We start from the raw sequence: 14,749 nt of genomic DNA on the forward strand, positions 1-14,749 counted from the left end.
ATATTTCTTCGCTGTTTAGCTTAATTCTCATTAATGTTACAATGCAGGTACAATTACCGTCATCATCATTCATTTACCCTCTGGCTCTGGAAGACATTCCTGGTGAAATTGTCCACTCAACATATGCGTACGCTGGCCTGGCTGGGCTTATTCGCTATGTTGATGATTTTCATCGCGCCGTCCATCTCCTCGCACATCTCAAAAAATAACAACAATAACAAAGAGATGACCATGGACATGCCGATGAGCGTGGAGCATGCCGAGCATATGGCGATGATGAGCCACATGCCTGAAGAAAGCCCGCCAGCGGGCCACGACATGGCGGATACGGCCTCTGGCGCCTGTTTTGATCTTTGCGGCTATTGCAGCCTGTTACACCACAACCCGCCGCTGATGGCCCTGATACCTGCGGCGCCGTCCCTGTCTGTTCAATGCGCGCCCCGTATTATTTCAGCTATTTACCTCGTTATTACTCTGGCCACTTTCCCATTTTACCAAACACGTGCCCCACCGTTATTTACTCGCTCAGTACAATCATTTTAATTTACATGCCTTATTTATTGAGGCAGGGTTTATTACGTCTAAAATAAACCCACCTAAAGCATAATTAATTTTTACTCTCCAAAATGAAATACCCTCTTTTATTCCCAACTGCCATACCGAACTGTGGCCTATTATCCGTAACCGCGATCAGAAGCCAAAATCACTCAGGGCCGGGATATCATCCGGCCGGCGACCAAGCGGCCAATGGAATTGGCGATCTTGTTCACGGATCGGCATATCGTTGATGCAAGCATGCCGGTTTATCATCTGGCCATCCGGGTTAAACTCCCAGTTCTCGTTGCCAAAACTGCGGTACCAGTTACCGGAATCATCGCGCCATTCATAGGCAAACCGCACTGCGATACGCGCGCCGTCGAACGCCCACAGTTCCTTAATCAACCGATACTCCAGCTCTTTAGCCCACTTGCGCTGCAAGAACTCGCAGACCGCCTCCCGGCCATCAACAAACTCCGCCCGATTGCGCCAATGGGTATCTACAGAATAAACCTGCGACACACGTTCAGGATCACGGCTGTTCCAGGCATCCTCCGCCAAACGGACTTTCTCGATGGCTGATTCACGGGTAAATGGCGGTAACGGGGGTTTAATGCTCATAGCTCACCTCTGTGTTTAACGTTAAGTAGACAGATCTGTCTACATAATTAAGCTAGCGCATGTAGACAGAGTTGTCTACAATCAACCCGGCAAATATTTTATGAGGTGTTCTGATGTCTGTTACCGTCAACGCTCTTCCTGCACGCCAGCGCATCCTGCTGAAGGCGCATGATCTGTTTTACCGGGAAGGGGTGCGCGCCACCGGCATCGATCGCATCATCAACGAGTCTGGCGTGACCAAGGTGACGTTTTATCGGCACTTCCCCAGCAAGAACGATCTGATTGCAGCCTTTCTGGCCTACCGCCATGAGCAATGGCTGGCCTGGTTTAGCCAGTCTCTGACACGGCATGTTGCAACCCGCGGGGATGTGCTGTCGGCTTTAGTGCCCTGTCTTGAGGAGTGGTTCAACGACCCGCACTACCGCGGTTGCGCTTTTATCAATACGGCGGTGGAACTGGCGGATATGCTGCCGGAAAGCCTGAACATTGCACGACAGCACAAGGGGCAGATGGCTGAAGAAATTGCACGTCATTTACCCGCCGGCCCGGAGCGTGAAAGGCGCGCGGCAATGCTGGGGATGCTGATCGACGGGGCAATCGTCAAAGTACAAATCGAGCAGCAGGCGCAAAACACGCTGCTGCTGCTGAGTGGAATGCTTGAAGCGTTGGCGCTGGCTTGGTGTGCTCAGTAATTGGCCCAGATCCCCGGCGTCACCAACTCCAGCAGGTGGCCGTCGGGATCTCGGAAATAAATACTCTCCCCGCCATGTTCCCAGGTCATACGCCCTTCTATCTCTATGTTATGCGCCGCAAGATGCCGCTCCCAATGCGGCAACTGTTCTTTCGCCACCGCCAGCCCGATATGCAATGGCCCGTTGCCGTCGTGCGGGGGAATATACCCCTCCGGATAATGTGCCCCTTTAAGCGAATCGCCCTCGATAAACAGCAGCAAGACGCTTTGTTCGCCCACGTTGTAAGCACGAAAGCGCTCGTTGGCCACCATCGCCGGCAGCTGTAACACCTGTTGGTAAAAGGCATCGGCGCGTTCGATATCGCGCACGTACAGGACCGTTTCAATCACCCGATCTATGCTGAGCTTCATAATAACCTCCTGATTTATTTATACAGGTAGAGCTTAGGTAAACAAGACGGCGTTGAAATAGCAATCCGTGCCAGGCCAATAACCCTTTGTGCCTAATCGCAGGCAAAAAAAACGCGGCCCGAAGGCCGCGCTCACATTCACACTCTGTTGCTTAGAACTGGTAAACCAGGCCCACTGCAACGACATCGTCGGTGTTGATGCCGGCGGCTTTGGTGAAGTTGTTGTCATCCAGCAGGTTGATTTTGTAGTCAACATAGGTGGACATATTTTTGTTGAAGTAGTAAGTCGCCCCAACGTCAACATACTTCATCAGATCCTGATCGCCGTAACCGCGGTCAATGTCCTTGCCTCTTGACTGCAGGTAAGCCACGGACGGACGCAGGCCGAAGTCAAACTGGTACTGAGCAACAACTTCAACGTTCTGCGCTTTGTTGGCATAGCCGTAAACAGAGCTGTCGCTGCTGCCGAAGCGAGTGGCGTTATAAGACTGGGTGTACATCGCCGCCAGGTAAACGTTGTTGGCGTCATATTTCAGACCGCCGCTGTAGGCTTCGGCTTTATCGCCACGGCCAAGAATACCGGTGTAGTTACCGTTCACGCCATTTTGGTCGTTGGTGCGATCGGAGGAGAAGTAAGCGGCCGCTGCGCTGATGCCATAGCCCAGATCGTAAGACGCGGACATACCATAGCCGTCACCGTTTTGCGCCAGCACATCGCGGCCATTGTTGGATTCAGTCGCGCTGTCATTTTTACCCTGGTATTGCAGGGCAAAGTTCAGGCCATCGACCAAACCGAAGAAGCCGGTATTACGGTAAGTCAGTACGCCGTTGGTACGCTGGAACATGAAGTTGTCTGCACCGTAAGTGTCACCACCAAACTCCGGCAGAACGTCGGTCCATGCGCCGATGTCATACAACACGCCGTAGTTACGGCCGTAATCCAGCGAGCCGTAGTCGCCAAATTTCAGACCGGCGAAACCGACACGGGTAAAGTTATTGTTATCTTCACTTTCCGCACGGTTAAGGTTCGCCTGATATTCCCACTCGCCATAGCCGGTCAGTTGATCGCTGATTTGGGTTTCGCCGCGCAGACCAAAACGCATATAAGACTGGTCGCCATCGGAATTTTTGTCGTCGGAGAAATAGTGAAGACCATCGATTTTACCGAACAAATCCAGCTTATTGCCGTCTTTGTTGTAGATTTCCGCCGCGCCTGCTGTGCCTGCAACCAGCAACGCGGGTACTATCAGAGAGAGTACTCGAAGTTTCATCGTTATTATCCTCATTAATTATGTCGAGCTATGGCCACTGCCCTTCTGAGCATTATTAGCGCGACTGTGCATTACCATTCTGGTAACAGGGATTATATTAATCCAGAAAGAAAATGATACCAAGTATCCGATAGTGTTTCATTGTAATTAATAAATGATTCAAAATGTAAATATGCGCGAACTTCCACAAAACATTACAGACAAAACAAATACAGCACATAATGATAAAAAATACATTAATATATTAAAAATCATATAGTTATACAAAAATATAAGAAAAAATAGATAGCCATACAAAAATCATCAACAATAAGCACATTGTGCCAAAAGCATCTCATCATTCTGGCGTTATAATTCCCCCGCTATCATCATTATTTTCATTATTACCTTCATTATCTGTAAGATAATTTTCGTACATTTCGACCGGCTTCTGGCCGGTTTTTTATTTCTTCACATTTTCATCAAAATTCTCCAGCAAGCACATTTTTCGCCAAGAAATAATAACCCGACGATATCATTCCCTTAATTAACTGCAGCACAAATCGCTAACGCGTCTATTTTGACTGTTGATTAATCGCATTACTTAAGAAGTGCTTAAATAGCGCTCTATTCAAGACTGAATGCGCTCAGGCCGTATTCTGATAGCCTGCCCAAATACCCGCAACGAAAGATCGCCGATACGCTACAGCGGGAGCGCCGGACCGGCTTACCCCCCAACAGCAGCGCGAATCCTTTCGACCCGGATCGCGTATTGTGATAAAAACAGTCCATTACTTTCAGCCAGCACTTTTTACAACAGATCCCGATGCCCACATGACTTCTACCCTGTGCAATGAACAGCAAAAACCCGGCGTCCCGGCGCAGATAGCCACGCGTCTGGCCTTTTTTATCGCCGGTTTCGGCATGGCCGCCTGGGCGCCGCTGGTACCTTTTGCCAAAACGCGGATCGGTATTGATGATGGGTCGCTGGGCTTGTTGTTGCTGTGCATCGGTGCCGGCTCCATGCTGGCCATGCCGCTGACCGGCTATCTGACCGGAAGGTTGGGCTGCCGCCCGGTGATCCTGCTCGCCGGCCTGGCATTGTGCATTGATCTCCCCTTGCTGGCGCTGATGGATAGTACCGCCGGCATGGCGCTGGCCCTGTTGCTGTTCGGCGCAGCTATCGGCATGATCGACGTTGCGATGAATGTGCAGGCCGTGGTGGTAGAGCGCGCCAGCGGCAAAGCCATGATGTCCGGCTTCCATGGTTTCTTCAGCGTCGGCGGCATAGCCGGTGCCGGTGGTGTCAGCCTGATGCTGTGGCTGGGGTTGCCACCCTTGCCGGCAACGCTGATTACCGTGCTGACCATCGCCACCCTGCTGACGCTCGCCAGCCGCAATTTACTGCGTGAGAGCGGCGGTGAAGAAGGTGGGCCCATGTTCGTGCTGCCGCGCGGCTGGGTAATGTTTATCGGTATCTTGTGCTTTATCATGTTCCTGGCGGAAGGCTCAATGCTCGACTGGAGCGCCCTGTTCCTCACCACCCTGCGCGGCGTCGAGCACAGTCAGGCCGGTTTAGGCTATGCACTGTTCTCCATCACCATGACCATCGGCAGGCTGAATGGCGATCGGGTGGTGAACGCCCTGGGCAGATATAAGGTACTGTTGCTCGGCAGTCTGTGCGCGGCTATTGGGCTGAGCCTGGCCATTGTCTTCAACAACGCGATGGTTTCGCTGGTTGGCTTTATGCTGGTTGGGTTGGGGGCCTCCAACGTGGTGCCGATCCTGTTCAGCGCGGCAGGCAACCAACAGGATATGCCGGCAAACCTGGCCATCGCCTCAGTGACTACCGTAGGCTATGCCGGCATTCTCGCCGGGCCGGCATTGATCGGCTTCATCGCCCAGTTCTCCAGCCTGACGGTGGCTTTTGCCTGCGTCGCCGTATTACTCCTGGCGGTTACCGCCAGCGCCAGAGCCGTAACCCGTTGATTCAGGAATGTGCAGTTAACTATGCAAAACAAACAACTGACGATTAGCTCGAGCAATATCACCCGCTTCTTCCTGTTATTTACCGTTCTGCTGACGATTGCCATCGGCCTGTACGGCTACAACTATACCAACGCCTGGCTGGCGGAAAAAAAATATGCATTGAACGGCATCGCTAACGGTCTGCAAAAGCGCATAGACAACTATCGTTATATCACCTACCAGATCTACGATAAATTCGGCAATACCTCTTCTTTAAGCAGCGATCCCAGCCTGCAGGAAACCCGCCTGCGCCCGGACGTTTATTATGTAGAGAAACCACACAAAAAAACCGATGCGGTTATTTTTGGTAGCCATGACGACAGCACGCTGGCGATGATCGCCAAGATTTCAGATTATCTGGATACCCGTTGGGGCGCCAAGTCTGAAAACTACGCCATGTATTATCTTAACGGCCAGGATAACAGCCTGAGCCTGATCACCACTCAACCGTTGAAAGAGCTGGCTTCTCGTTTTAGAGAAAGCTACCTGACAACATCGGCCGAGGATCGCCGGGCAGAAATGCTGCAACAGGCCAACATGCTGGACGAACGGGAAAGTTTCTCCAGCTTGCGTAAACAGCGCTTCCAGAACGCCTATTCATTTTCGATTCGCACCACCTTTAACCAACCGGGACATCTGGCTACGGTCATTGCTTTCGATCTGCCGATCAATGACATCATTCCGATCAATATGGCGCGGTCCAACTTTATGCTGCTGCCTGATGAAACCGATTTGGATGACAGCACTCTGCCGGTGGAAACGACCACCAATGCCAGCGTATCGCTGAGCGCCAGTTGGGTAGAGTTCAGCGCTCCGCTGCCGAATGCGCCGCTGAAAGTGGTGTACCGCGTCTCGGCCCTCAACCTGGCGATTGACCTGCTGCGCAACAATGTCTGGCTGATCGCCATTAATCTGCTGCTGTTGGCGCTGTCGATGATCGGCATTTATTCCATTCGCCGCCAGTACATCCGGCCGAGCGAAAGCATGGCGGTTGAACTGGAGGCCGAACGCGCGCTGAATCAGGAAATCATTGCCAGTCTGCCTTCCGGCCTGCTGGTGTATAGCTTCGCCAGCAATTCGGTGATCGCCAGCAATAAGATTGCGCAACATCTGCTGCCCCACCTCAGCCTGCAAAAAATCGCCCATATGGCCGAACAGCATCACGGCGTCATTCAGGCAACGGTCAACAATGAGGTGTACGAAATTCGTATCTTCCGCAGCCAACTGTCACCGGAAACCTACCTGTTCCTGCTCAACGATCAGGACAAAGAAGTGATGGTGAATAAAAGGCTGCAGCAGGCGCGGCGCGAATACGATAAAAACGTGCAGGCGCGAAAACTGATGCTGCATAACCTGGGTATCGAACTGAACCAACCGGTGCGCCAGATGCACGATTTGGCCGATCGGTTGCGCACCCAGCCGGATGAAGAACAGCAACAGACGCTGCTAAACCAATTGGTCGCGGAATCGACGTCGGTACTGGGGTTGATTGAAAACATTACCTTGCTTACCCGCCTGGAAACGCAAGACTGGCAGCCTTCTCGCCAACCTTTCAGCCCTGCGGCTCTGATAGATGAGTTGTTGCTGGAGGCACTGCCGGCCATCAATCAAAAAGGTCTGTCGTTGTTCAACCATGTCAATCTTGACGTCGAACAGCAATATATCGGTGACGCCAATGCGCTGCGCAAGGTGATCTCGCTGCTGGTGCACTACGCCATCATCACTACCGCCTACGGCAAGATCTCGCTGGTGATCGATCATGAACCGGAACACCAGGATCGCCTGGTATTTCATATCAATGACACCGGCTCGGGCATTTCCAACGAAGAAATCAGCAACCTGAACTATCCGTTCCTCAGCCAAACGTTGGTGGATCGCTTTAATCATGGATCGGGTCTCACCTTCTTCCTGTGCAACCAATTGTGCAAAAAGCTCAACGGACAGTTGGACATTCGCAGCAAGGTGGACATTGGCACCCGCTATACCATCCGTGTGCCGATGGAAATGGAGAAAAAGGACACCGAAGCACAAGAGAAACTGCTCGACGGCGTGACCGCGCTGCTGGACGTCACTTCTGAAGAGGTGCGTGGCATCGTCACCACGCTGCTGCACGCTTACGGCGCGAGCTGCATCATTGCCGACGATCGCCAGGTTAATCGCGACTACGACGTGTTGCTGACCGACAATCCGCAAAGGGCCGACGACTATACGCTGTTGTTGACCACTGATGAAACGGGTTGGCAACAGCTTGAAAAGCGCTATATTCGGGTAAACTATAACCTGAGTGGCGCAATGATCGACGCGGTACTCATGCTGATCGAACAGCAAATGGCCGCTCTGGATCAGGAGGAAATCGCGCTATCGCTGACTGCCGATGACATCCAACTCTATGAAAAACAATTGAAATCAAGTGATTACTATGGCCTATTCGTTGATACAGTACCCGATGATGTCAAAAAACTGTATACTGAGGCGGGCAGCAGTGATTTCAATGCTCTGTCACAGACAGCACACCGCCTGAAAGGCGTGTTTGCCATGTTAAATCTGCTTCCCGGCAAGCAACTGTGTGAATCGTTAGAACAGCACATCGCAGACGGTGATGCGCTCAAGATCGAGAATAACATCAGTCAGATTGATTTTTTCGTCAGTAGACTGCTGCAGCAAGGTAGCCAACAACATGAATAACCTGAACGTAATTATTGCTGATGACCATCCTATCGTACTGTTTGGCATCCGGAAGTCACTTGAGCAAATTGAATGGGTGAATGTCGTTGGGGAGTTTGAAGACTCAACAGCACTGATCAACAATCTGTCCAAACTGGACGCTAACGTCCTGATCACAGACCTTTCGATGCCGGGTGATAAATATGGCGACGGCATTACGCTGATCAAATACATCAAACGCCATTACCCGCAATTGTCGATCATCGTTCTCACCATGAACAACAACCCGGCAATCTTAAGCGCCGTGTTGGATCTGGATATCGAAGGCATCGTGCTGAAACAGGGTGCGCCAACCGACCTGCCGAAAGCGCTGGCCGCGTTGCAAAAAGGCAAAAAATTCACGCCGGAAAGCGTCTCCAAATTGCTGGAGAGAATCAGCGCCAGCGGCTACGGTGATAAACGTCTGTCACCGAAAGAGAGCGAAGTTTTGCGCCTGTTCGCCGAAGGTTTCCTGGTGACCGAGATCGCCAAGAAGCTCAACCGCAGCATCAAAACCATCAGCAGCCAGAAGAAATCGGCGATGATGAAGCTGGGCGTCGAGAACGATATCGCGCTGCTCAACTACCTCTCTTCCGTCAGCATGGCACCGCTGGATAAAGAGTAAAACCTTCACGGTTAACCGAGGGCGCGGCATTTTATGCTGCGCCCTTTTGCTTTTTAGGCGTCCTTCGACTCGGCGCGTATGCGACGCACCTGCTGGCTGTAATACGCCAGCGTCTGTTCCAGGGTTTCCAGTGTGACCGGCTTCGACAGACAGTTATCCATTCCCGCCTCCATACAGCGCTGCTTCTCCTCTGCCAGGGCATTCGCCGTCACGCCAATCACCGGCAGAGTGAAGTGCTGCTGGCGCAGACGCTGGGTCAGGCGATAGCCATCCATGTTTGGCATGTTGACGTCGGTGAGCACGATATCGACGGTATTTCGACTCAGCACGTCAAGTGCATCTACCCCATCGTTGGCGGTAACCACCTGATAACCCAGCGAACTGAGCTGGTCGGAAAGCAATCTGCGGTTAATCGGATGATCATCCACCACCAACAGATGAATATCGCCGTTGTCCACCGTATTGGCCTTGGTTGGTAACGGCAATTGCATCAGAGTGCTGCCGCTTTCGGTACTGGTACCAAACAGCCGGTTGAGCAACGCGAGGGTTTCACGCGGCGTTGAGGTGCTATGCATCCAGTAACCCGGTCGGGTTTCCTGCGACGGGCCAATGTGCTCGATAGAAAACTGGATTTGCGCCAGCAGCGGCGAATTGACCATCAGCGGGTAGTCGCTGAGCATAACCTCCCCGGCCACCGTGTCCTGCCCCTGATGACGCAGCACCGTAGCGCCATAGCCGCCCAGGATCTCCATCAGATAGCTTTCCAGCCGATGGTTGCGAATACTCAGCCACAGAGTTTTCCCTTGCCAGGTGTCGCTGGCCTGCGGGATCGGGAACTGAGCGTTAAACAGCGGAATACGGATGGTAAACAGGCTGCCCAACCCCGGCTCTGATTCAACGGCGATATCGCCATCCATCATATTGATCAGTTTTTCACAAATCGCCAGCCCCAGCCCGGTCCCCTGGAAGTGGCGCTGCACGCCACTGCCCACCTGGAAAAAGGGATCAAACAGACGGGTAATCTCTTTTTCCGGAATGCCGACGCCGGTATCGCGGACGCTGAACTCCAGATAGCTGCCGCGCGTGCAGACTTGCAGAATGATGCAGCCGGTGTCGGTAAACTTAATCGCGTTGTTCAGCAGGTTGGACAAAACCTGCTGCAACCGCACGGGATCGCCGGAAATGCGCTCCGGCACGTTTTGTTCGATAAAACAGTACAACCCCAGCCGTTTCTTCACCACCAGCGGCAGATAGTTGCCTGCAATATGAGTGATCACCTCCAGGCAGGAAAACTCGCGCGGCTCAATCTTCAACTGCTCGGATTCAATTTTGGAGAAGTCCAGAATGTCACTGATGATCTTCAACAGCAGCCCGGACGAGTTGTTCATGGCATTAACCAGGCGATCAACCCCCTGCGGCAGCGCCTTGGTTTGCAATAAATCGAGGTTACCTATGATGCCGTACAACGGGGTACGCAGCTCGTGGCTAACTGTCGCCAGGAACATCGACTTGGATTGGCTCGCCTGTTCCGCCGCCGCCGCCATCTCCTGCAGCGACTCCTCCATTTTTACGCGGGCGCTGACGTCCACCAGCACGCAGATCGCCACATCCTCGTTACGGTAGCGGGAGTGAACGAAGCTGATTTGCAGATTGTTGTTATTGCTGGTCAACACATCGACAAAATTCACCTGCTGTTCGCAGATGATACGCGTAATGCGGTCACGGTCTTCGTGGGTCAGCAAATTGATGTAATTGTGCGCCAGCTCATTGCTCAGAATATTGGTGCCGTCGCTGATGCGCAGAATAAGGATCCCCACCGGCGCCGAGGCGACGATCTTGCGATTGAACTGTTCATGTTCTTCCAGCCTGAAGGCGTTATTCTCCGCCGGCAGGAACATTTTACGTTCAAACAGCCAGGCCAGGGTGAACAACACAATGGCCGACAGCAGGTTCAGCAGCAGCGCATTGAGGATCAGCACCTTGAAGCGCTCGACCACACTCTTTACCGGCAGGGCATAAACAATGCTGAGCGACGAAGGCGGAAGTGCCTTCTTCATAATCAGATGGCGGTAATTATCATCATAACCAAAATAGGTGTGCACATCCGGGTAACTGCCGAGCGTCGCGGCAGAGCGTTCCCCTTCCGCCAGACGCAGTATCGGTGCGTTATTCTCATCCAGCAGGGTCACGCCAATCGGCAGGTTGCCTGCCGAGACGAAATCTTCCAGCCTTATGGTCTGCTCGATGCCCAGCAGCGCCTCCAGCTTGTTGCCAATATAGATTGGTGTCAGTACATACAGATAACCGATATCCGGCCGCTGTTGGCTTGGGCTGATCCAGTAGAGGTTATTGTCTTTATCCTGATTTTTGGCGTTGCGGTATTTAAGGATGCGCTCGTGCAGCGATTTCAACACGTTCTCGCGGTTAGGTACGGTATTGCCGCCACCGAATTCCGCCATGCACAGGCTGTCGCCGCCGATGAAAAACACCCGGTTGAGATCATAGGCCGCGACGAAATTCTCTTTCCAATACTGGATCAGCCCGCTCAGCGAATTGAGCGAACTGCGGTAAGTGGTGTTAAGCGAACAGTTGGATTCCGGGTACAGCGGAAGAAACTCCGGCGTACTGTTCTTGCCGGGGAATATCCCACTGAACATATCCAGGCTGCTGACCGAACCGTTAAGGCGATTTTCCGCCATGTATTTGATATCCCGAATAATATCGGCAGAATGGCGGATGTAACTCTGCGCCTGATCGAAATCCAGGCTGTATTCTTGCCGAATGTCAGTCTCTTTATCGTTCAGGATATTCAAGATATAGAAGGTCGTGAGCAGCGCGCCCAGCGACCACAACATAATCGCCAGCACCCGGAACAGATAGCGGGATATTTTTAACGTGGTGCGAAAAGAAGCTAAATATTTCAATCGGATACCATGAAAAATTGAGTGACGGCCAGCGCATTCGCGTCCGAACCGGGCTTGCTGACTTTGGCACGGCAATTAAACCATAGAACTGAAAAAGGGCCTAGCATCGCTGCCAGGCCCTGTTTTCAACTGCAGGATCCGGGGTCAGCATCATGCTGCCCCCTTACCGCTTAGGCGTTGTCGTCTTCCGCATCATCTGCAGCTTCAGAATCATCGTCAGCTTCGTCCAGCGGTGCAGCGTCTTCTTCTGCATCTTCCGCGCCCGGCTCAAGGCTGTCCAACTCTTCATCTTCCACCGGCTCGGCAACGCGCTGCAGACCGACGACGTTCTCGTCTTCCGCAGTTCGGATCAGCGTAACACCCTGGGTGTTACGGCCAACCACGCTGACTTCCGACACGCGAGTACGCACCAGCGTACCGGCATCGGTGATCATCATGATCTGATCGGTGGTTTCCACCTGCACAGCACCGACAACCTGGCCATTACGCTCACTCACCTTAATGGAGATAACCCCTTGGGTAGCGCGCGACTTGGTCGGGTATTCGGTGACCGCGGTACGTTTACCGTAGCCATTCTGGGTCACGGTCAGGATATCGCCTTCACCGCGCGGGACGATCAGGGAAATAACGCCGTCGCCTTCGCCCAGGTTGATACCGCGAACGCCGGTGGCGGTACGGCCCATAGAACGCACCTGCGTTTCCGGGAAGCGCACCACTTTACCGTTGGCGGAGAACAACATGACTTCGTTGCTGCCGTCGGTCAGGTCAACACCAATCAGTTCATCACCCTCGTTGAGGTTGACTGCGATGATGCCGGCACTGCGCGGGCGGCTAAACTCGGTCAAAGCGGTTTTCTTCACGGTGCCGCTGGCGGTTGCCATAAACACGTGACGCCCTTCTTCATACTCACGCACCGGCAGAATGGCGGTGATACGCTCATTGGCTTCCAGCGGCAGCAGGTTGACGATTGGGCGACCGCGAGCGCCACGGCTGGCTTCAGGCAGTTGGTACACCTTCATCCAGTACAGGCGGCCACGGCTGGAGAAGCACAGGATCGTATCGTGGGTGTTGGCCACCAGCAGACGATCGATAAAGTCTTCTTCTTTAATACGCGCTGCTGATTTGCCTTTACCGCCACGGCGTTGCGCTTCATAGTCGCTCAGCGGCTGATACTTCACATAGCCCTGGTGCGACAGCGTAACGACCACGTCTTCCTGGTTGATCAGGTCTTCGATATTGATATCTGACGTGTTGGCGGTGATCTCGGTGCGGCGGCCGTCGTTGTACAGCTCTTTGACCGCCATCAGCTCTTCGCGGATCACTTCCATCAGACGATCCGGGTTTTCCAGAATAAAGATCAGCTCAGCGATGAAAGTCAGCAGCTCTTTATATTCGTCCAGCAGCTTTTCATGCTCCAGGCCGGTCAGTTTCTGCAAGCGCAGATCCAGAATCGCCTGAGCTTGCTGCTCGGTCAGGTAGTATTTGCCGTCACGGATGCCAAACTCCGGCTCCAGCCACTCGGGGCGGGCTGCGTCGTCACCGGCGCGTTCCAGCATCGCACCCACATTGCCCAGATCCCAGGCTTGCGCAACCAACCCGGCTTTAGCTTCCGCAGGCGTCGGCGCACGGCGAATCAGTTCAATGATCGGGTCGATGTTTGCCAGCGCGATGGCCAACGCTTCCAGAATATGGGCGCGGTCGCGAGCTTTACGCAGTTCGAAGATGGTACGGCGGGTCACCACTTCACGGCGGTGACGGACAAACGCCTGCAAAATGTCTTTCAGGTTCAGCAGTTTTGGCTGGCCCTGATGCAATGCCACCATGTTGATGCCGAAGGTAACCTGCAACTGAGTCAGCGAGTACAAATTGTTCAGTACCACTTCACCGACCGCATCGCGTTTGATTTCAACCACGATGCGCATGCCGTCTTTGTCGGACTCGTCACGCAGCGCGCTGATACCTTCCACGCGTTTTTCTTTTACCAGCTCGGCGATCTTCTCGATCAACCGCGCTTTGTTCACCTGATACGGGATTTCGTGAACAATAATGGTTTCGCGACCGGTTTTGGCGTCGGTTTCTACTTCGGCGCGAGCGCGCAGGTAGATTTTACCGCGCCCGGTGCGGTAGGCCTCTTCGATGCCACGGCGACCGTTGATGATCGCCGCAGTCGGGAAGTCCGGCCCCGGGATGTGTTCCATCAGGCCTTCGATGCTGATGTTTTCATCATCGATGTAAGCCAGGCAACCGTTGATAACCTCGGACAGGTTATGCGGCGGAATGTTGGTGGCCATGCCCACAGCGATACCCGACGAGCCGTTAACCAGCAGGTTCGGGATCTTGGTTGGCATGACGGCCGGGATCTGCTCTGTGCCATCATAGTTAGGCACGAAGTCGACGGTTTCCTTTTCCAGATCCGCCAGCAATTCGTGAGCAATTTTGGACATGCGCACTTCGGTATAACGCATCGCCGCGGCGGAGTCGCCGTCGACGGAACCGAAGTTACCCTGACCGTCCACCAGCATATAGCGCAGTGAAAACGGCTGAGCCATACGCACGATGGTGTCGTATACCGCGCTGTCACCGTGTGGGTGGTATTTACCGATCACGTCCCCGACGACACGGGCCGATTTCTTGTATGGTTTATTCCAGTCGTTACCCAATACACTCATCGCGTACAAAACGCGGCGGTGCACCGGCTTCAGTCCATCACGAACATCTGGCAGCGCACGTCCGACAATGACGGACATCGCGTAATCCAGATACGAGTTTTTCAACTCGTCTTCGATGTTTACCGGTGTGATTTCTCTGGCAAGGTCGCTCATGGAGCTGCTATCCCTCTACTAATGATTCATCTGCCCGCTGCCATAGTGGCAAAGGTGTAAAACTATATCACAAAGCACGCTTTACGGGAAAATAACCGCCGCTGTTTCGCTGAAATTGTGCATATATGTGCGGTAAAA

The 14,749-nt window shown here is 53.1% G+C and carries 10 protein-coding genes; 5 read left to right on the plus strand and 5 right to left on the minus strand.

Annotated features, from left to right (window positions below; genetic code table 11):
- The first annotated feature begins 102 nt into the window (after nucleotides 1-102).
- On the plus strand, nucleotides 103-543 hold the full coding sequence (locus D4100_RS11615; RefSeq protein WP_244941661.1) for a DUF2946 domain-containing protein: 441 nt from the start codon (nucleotides 103-105) through the stop codon (nucleotides 541-543).
- Nucleotides 544-690: 147 nt separating this feature from the next.
- On the opposite strand, the gene D4100_RS11620 is transcribed toward D4100_RS11615, so the two are convergent.
- On the minus strand, nucleotides 691-1,158 hold the full coding sequence (locus D4100_RS11620; RefSeq protein ID WP_006317918.1) for a nuclear transport factor 2 family protein: 468 nt from the start codon (nucleotides 1,156-1,158) through the stop codon (nucleotides 691-693).
- Between the two features lie 113 nt (nucleotides 1,159-1,271).
- On the opposite strand from D4100_RS11620, the gene D4100_RS11625 reads away from it, so the two are divergent.
- Complete coding sequence (locus D4100_RS11625) at nucleotides 1,272-1,850, plus strand: TetR/AcrR family transcriptional regulator (protein WP_006317920.1); 579 nt, start codon at nucleotides 1,272-1,274, stop codon at nucleotides 1,848-1,850.
- On the opposite strand, the gene D4100_RS11630 is transcribed toward D4100_RS11625, so the two are convergent.
- Both D4100_RS11630 and D4100_RS11635 read right to left on the minus strand, forming a co-directional pair.
- The gene (locus D4100_RS11630) at nucleotides 1,844-2,260 is read right to left on the minus strand and encodes a VOC family protein (RefSeq protein ID WP_006317922.1); all 417 of its coding nucleotides are present in this window, start codon (nucleotides 2,258-2,260) and stop codon (nucleotides 1,844-1,846) included. The genes D4100_RS11625 and D4100_RS11630 overlap by 7 nt on opposite strands.
- A gap of 151 nt (nucleotides 2,261-2,411) precedes the next feature.
- On the minus strand, nucleotides 2,412-3,530 hold the full coding sequence (locus D4100_RS11635) for a porin OmpC (protein ID WP_006317923.1): 1,119 nt from the start codon (nucleotides 3,528-3,530) through the stop codon (nucleotides 2,412-2,414).
- An 813-nt stretch (nucleotides 3,531-4,343) separates the two neighbouring features.
- On the opposite strand from D4100_RS11635, the gene D4100_RS11640 reads away from it, so the two are divergent.
- From D4100_RS11640 to rcsB, 3 genes are read left to right on the plus strand one after another with little or no spacing between them, the layout of a single operon-like run.
- Nucleotides 4,344-5,498 (plus strand): MFS transporter, encoded by a 1,155-nt coding sequence (locus tag D4100_RS11640; RefSeq protein ID WP_006317924.1) that lies wholly within the window; start codon nucleotides 4,344-4,346, stop codon nucleotides 5,496-5,498.
- 21 nt (nucleotides 5,499-5,519) lie between these two features.
- Nucleotides 5,520-8,222, plus strand: a complete 2,703-nt coding sequence (gene rcsD / locus D4100_RS11645; RefSeq protein ID WP_119804410.1) for a phosphotransferase RcsD — start codon at nucleotides 5,520-5,522, stop codon at nucleotides 8,220-8,222.
- Nucleotides 8,215-8,865, plus strand: coding sequence for a response regulator transcription factor RcsB (gene rcsB / locus D4100_RS11650; RefSeq protein WP_004947156.1), 651 nt, complete (start codon nucleotides 8,215-8,217; stop codon nucleotides 8,863-8,865). Before rcsD ends, rcsB begins: the two co-directional genes overlap by 8 nt.
- 53 nt (nucleotides 8,866-8,918) lie before the next feature.
- Here rcsB and rcsC read toward each other — a convergent pair whose 3' ends face one another.
- On the minus strand, nucleotides 8,919-11,789 hold the full coding sequence (gene rcsC / locus D4100_RS11655) for a two-component system sensor histidine kinase RcsC (RefSeq protein ID WP_119804411.1): 2,871 nt from the start codon (nucleotides 11,787-11,789) through the stop codon (nucleotides 8,919-8,921).
- 170 nt (nucleotides 11,790-11,959) lie between these two features.
- Nucleotides 11,960-14,611 (minus strand): DNA topoisomerase (ATP-hydrolyzing) subunit A, encoded by a 2,652-nt coding sequence (gene gyrA, locus D4100_RS11660; protein ID WP_006317932.1) that lies wholly within the window; start codon nucleotides 14,609-14,611, stop codon nucleotides 11,960-11,962.
- Nucleotides 14,612-14,749: the final 138 nt, after the last annotated feature.

It is taken from the genome of Serratia inhibens (assembly GCF_003591175.1).
In the GTDB taxonomy this organism is placed as follows: domain Bacteria; phylum Pseudomonadota; class Gammaproteobacteria; order Enterobacterales; family Enterobacteriaceae; genus Serratia; species Serratia inhibens.

What these genes read in the sequence shown, in the direction of transcription:
- D4100_RS11635 (WP_006317923.1), bottom strand. Translation starts at nt 3,530, where the DNA reads ATGAAACTTCGAGTACTCTCTCTGATAGTACCCGCGTTGCTGGTTGCA.
- D4100_RS11620 (WP_006317918.1), bottom strand. Translation starts at nt 1,158, where the DNA reads ATGAGCATTAAACCCCCGTTACCGCCATTTACCCGTGAATCAGCCATC.
- D4100_RS11630 (WP_006317922.1), bottom strand. Translation starts at nt 2,260, where the DNA reads ATGAAGCTCAGCATAGATCGGGTGATTGAAACGGTCCTGTACGTGCGC.
- rcsB (WP_004947156.1), top strand. Translation starts at nt 8,215, where the DNA reads ATGAATAACCTGAACGTAATTATTGCTGATGACCATCCTATCGTACTG.
- rcsD (WP_119804410.1), top strand. Translation starts at nt 5,520, where the DNA reads ATGCAAAACAAACAACTGACGATTAGCTCGAGCAATATCACCCGCTTC.
- D4100_RS11625 (WP_006317920.1), top strand. Translation starts at nt 1,272, where the DNA reads ATGTCTGTTACCGTCAACGCTCTTCCTGCACGCCAGCGCATCCTGCTG.
- gyrA (WP_006317932.1), bottom strand. Translation starts at nt 14,611, where the DNA reads ATGAGCGACCTTGCCAGAGAAATCACACCGGTAAACATCGAAGACGAG.
- D4100_RS11640 (WP_006317924.1), top strand. Translation starts at nt 4,344, where the DNA reads ATGACTTCTACCCTGTGCAATGAACAGCAAAAACCCGGCGTCCCGGCG.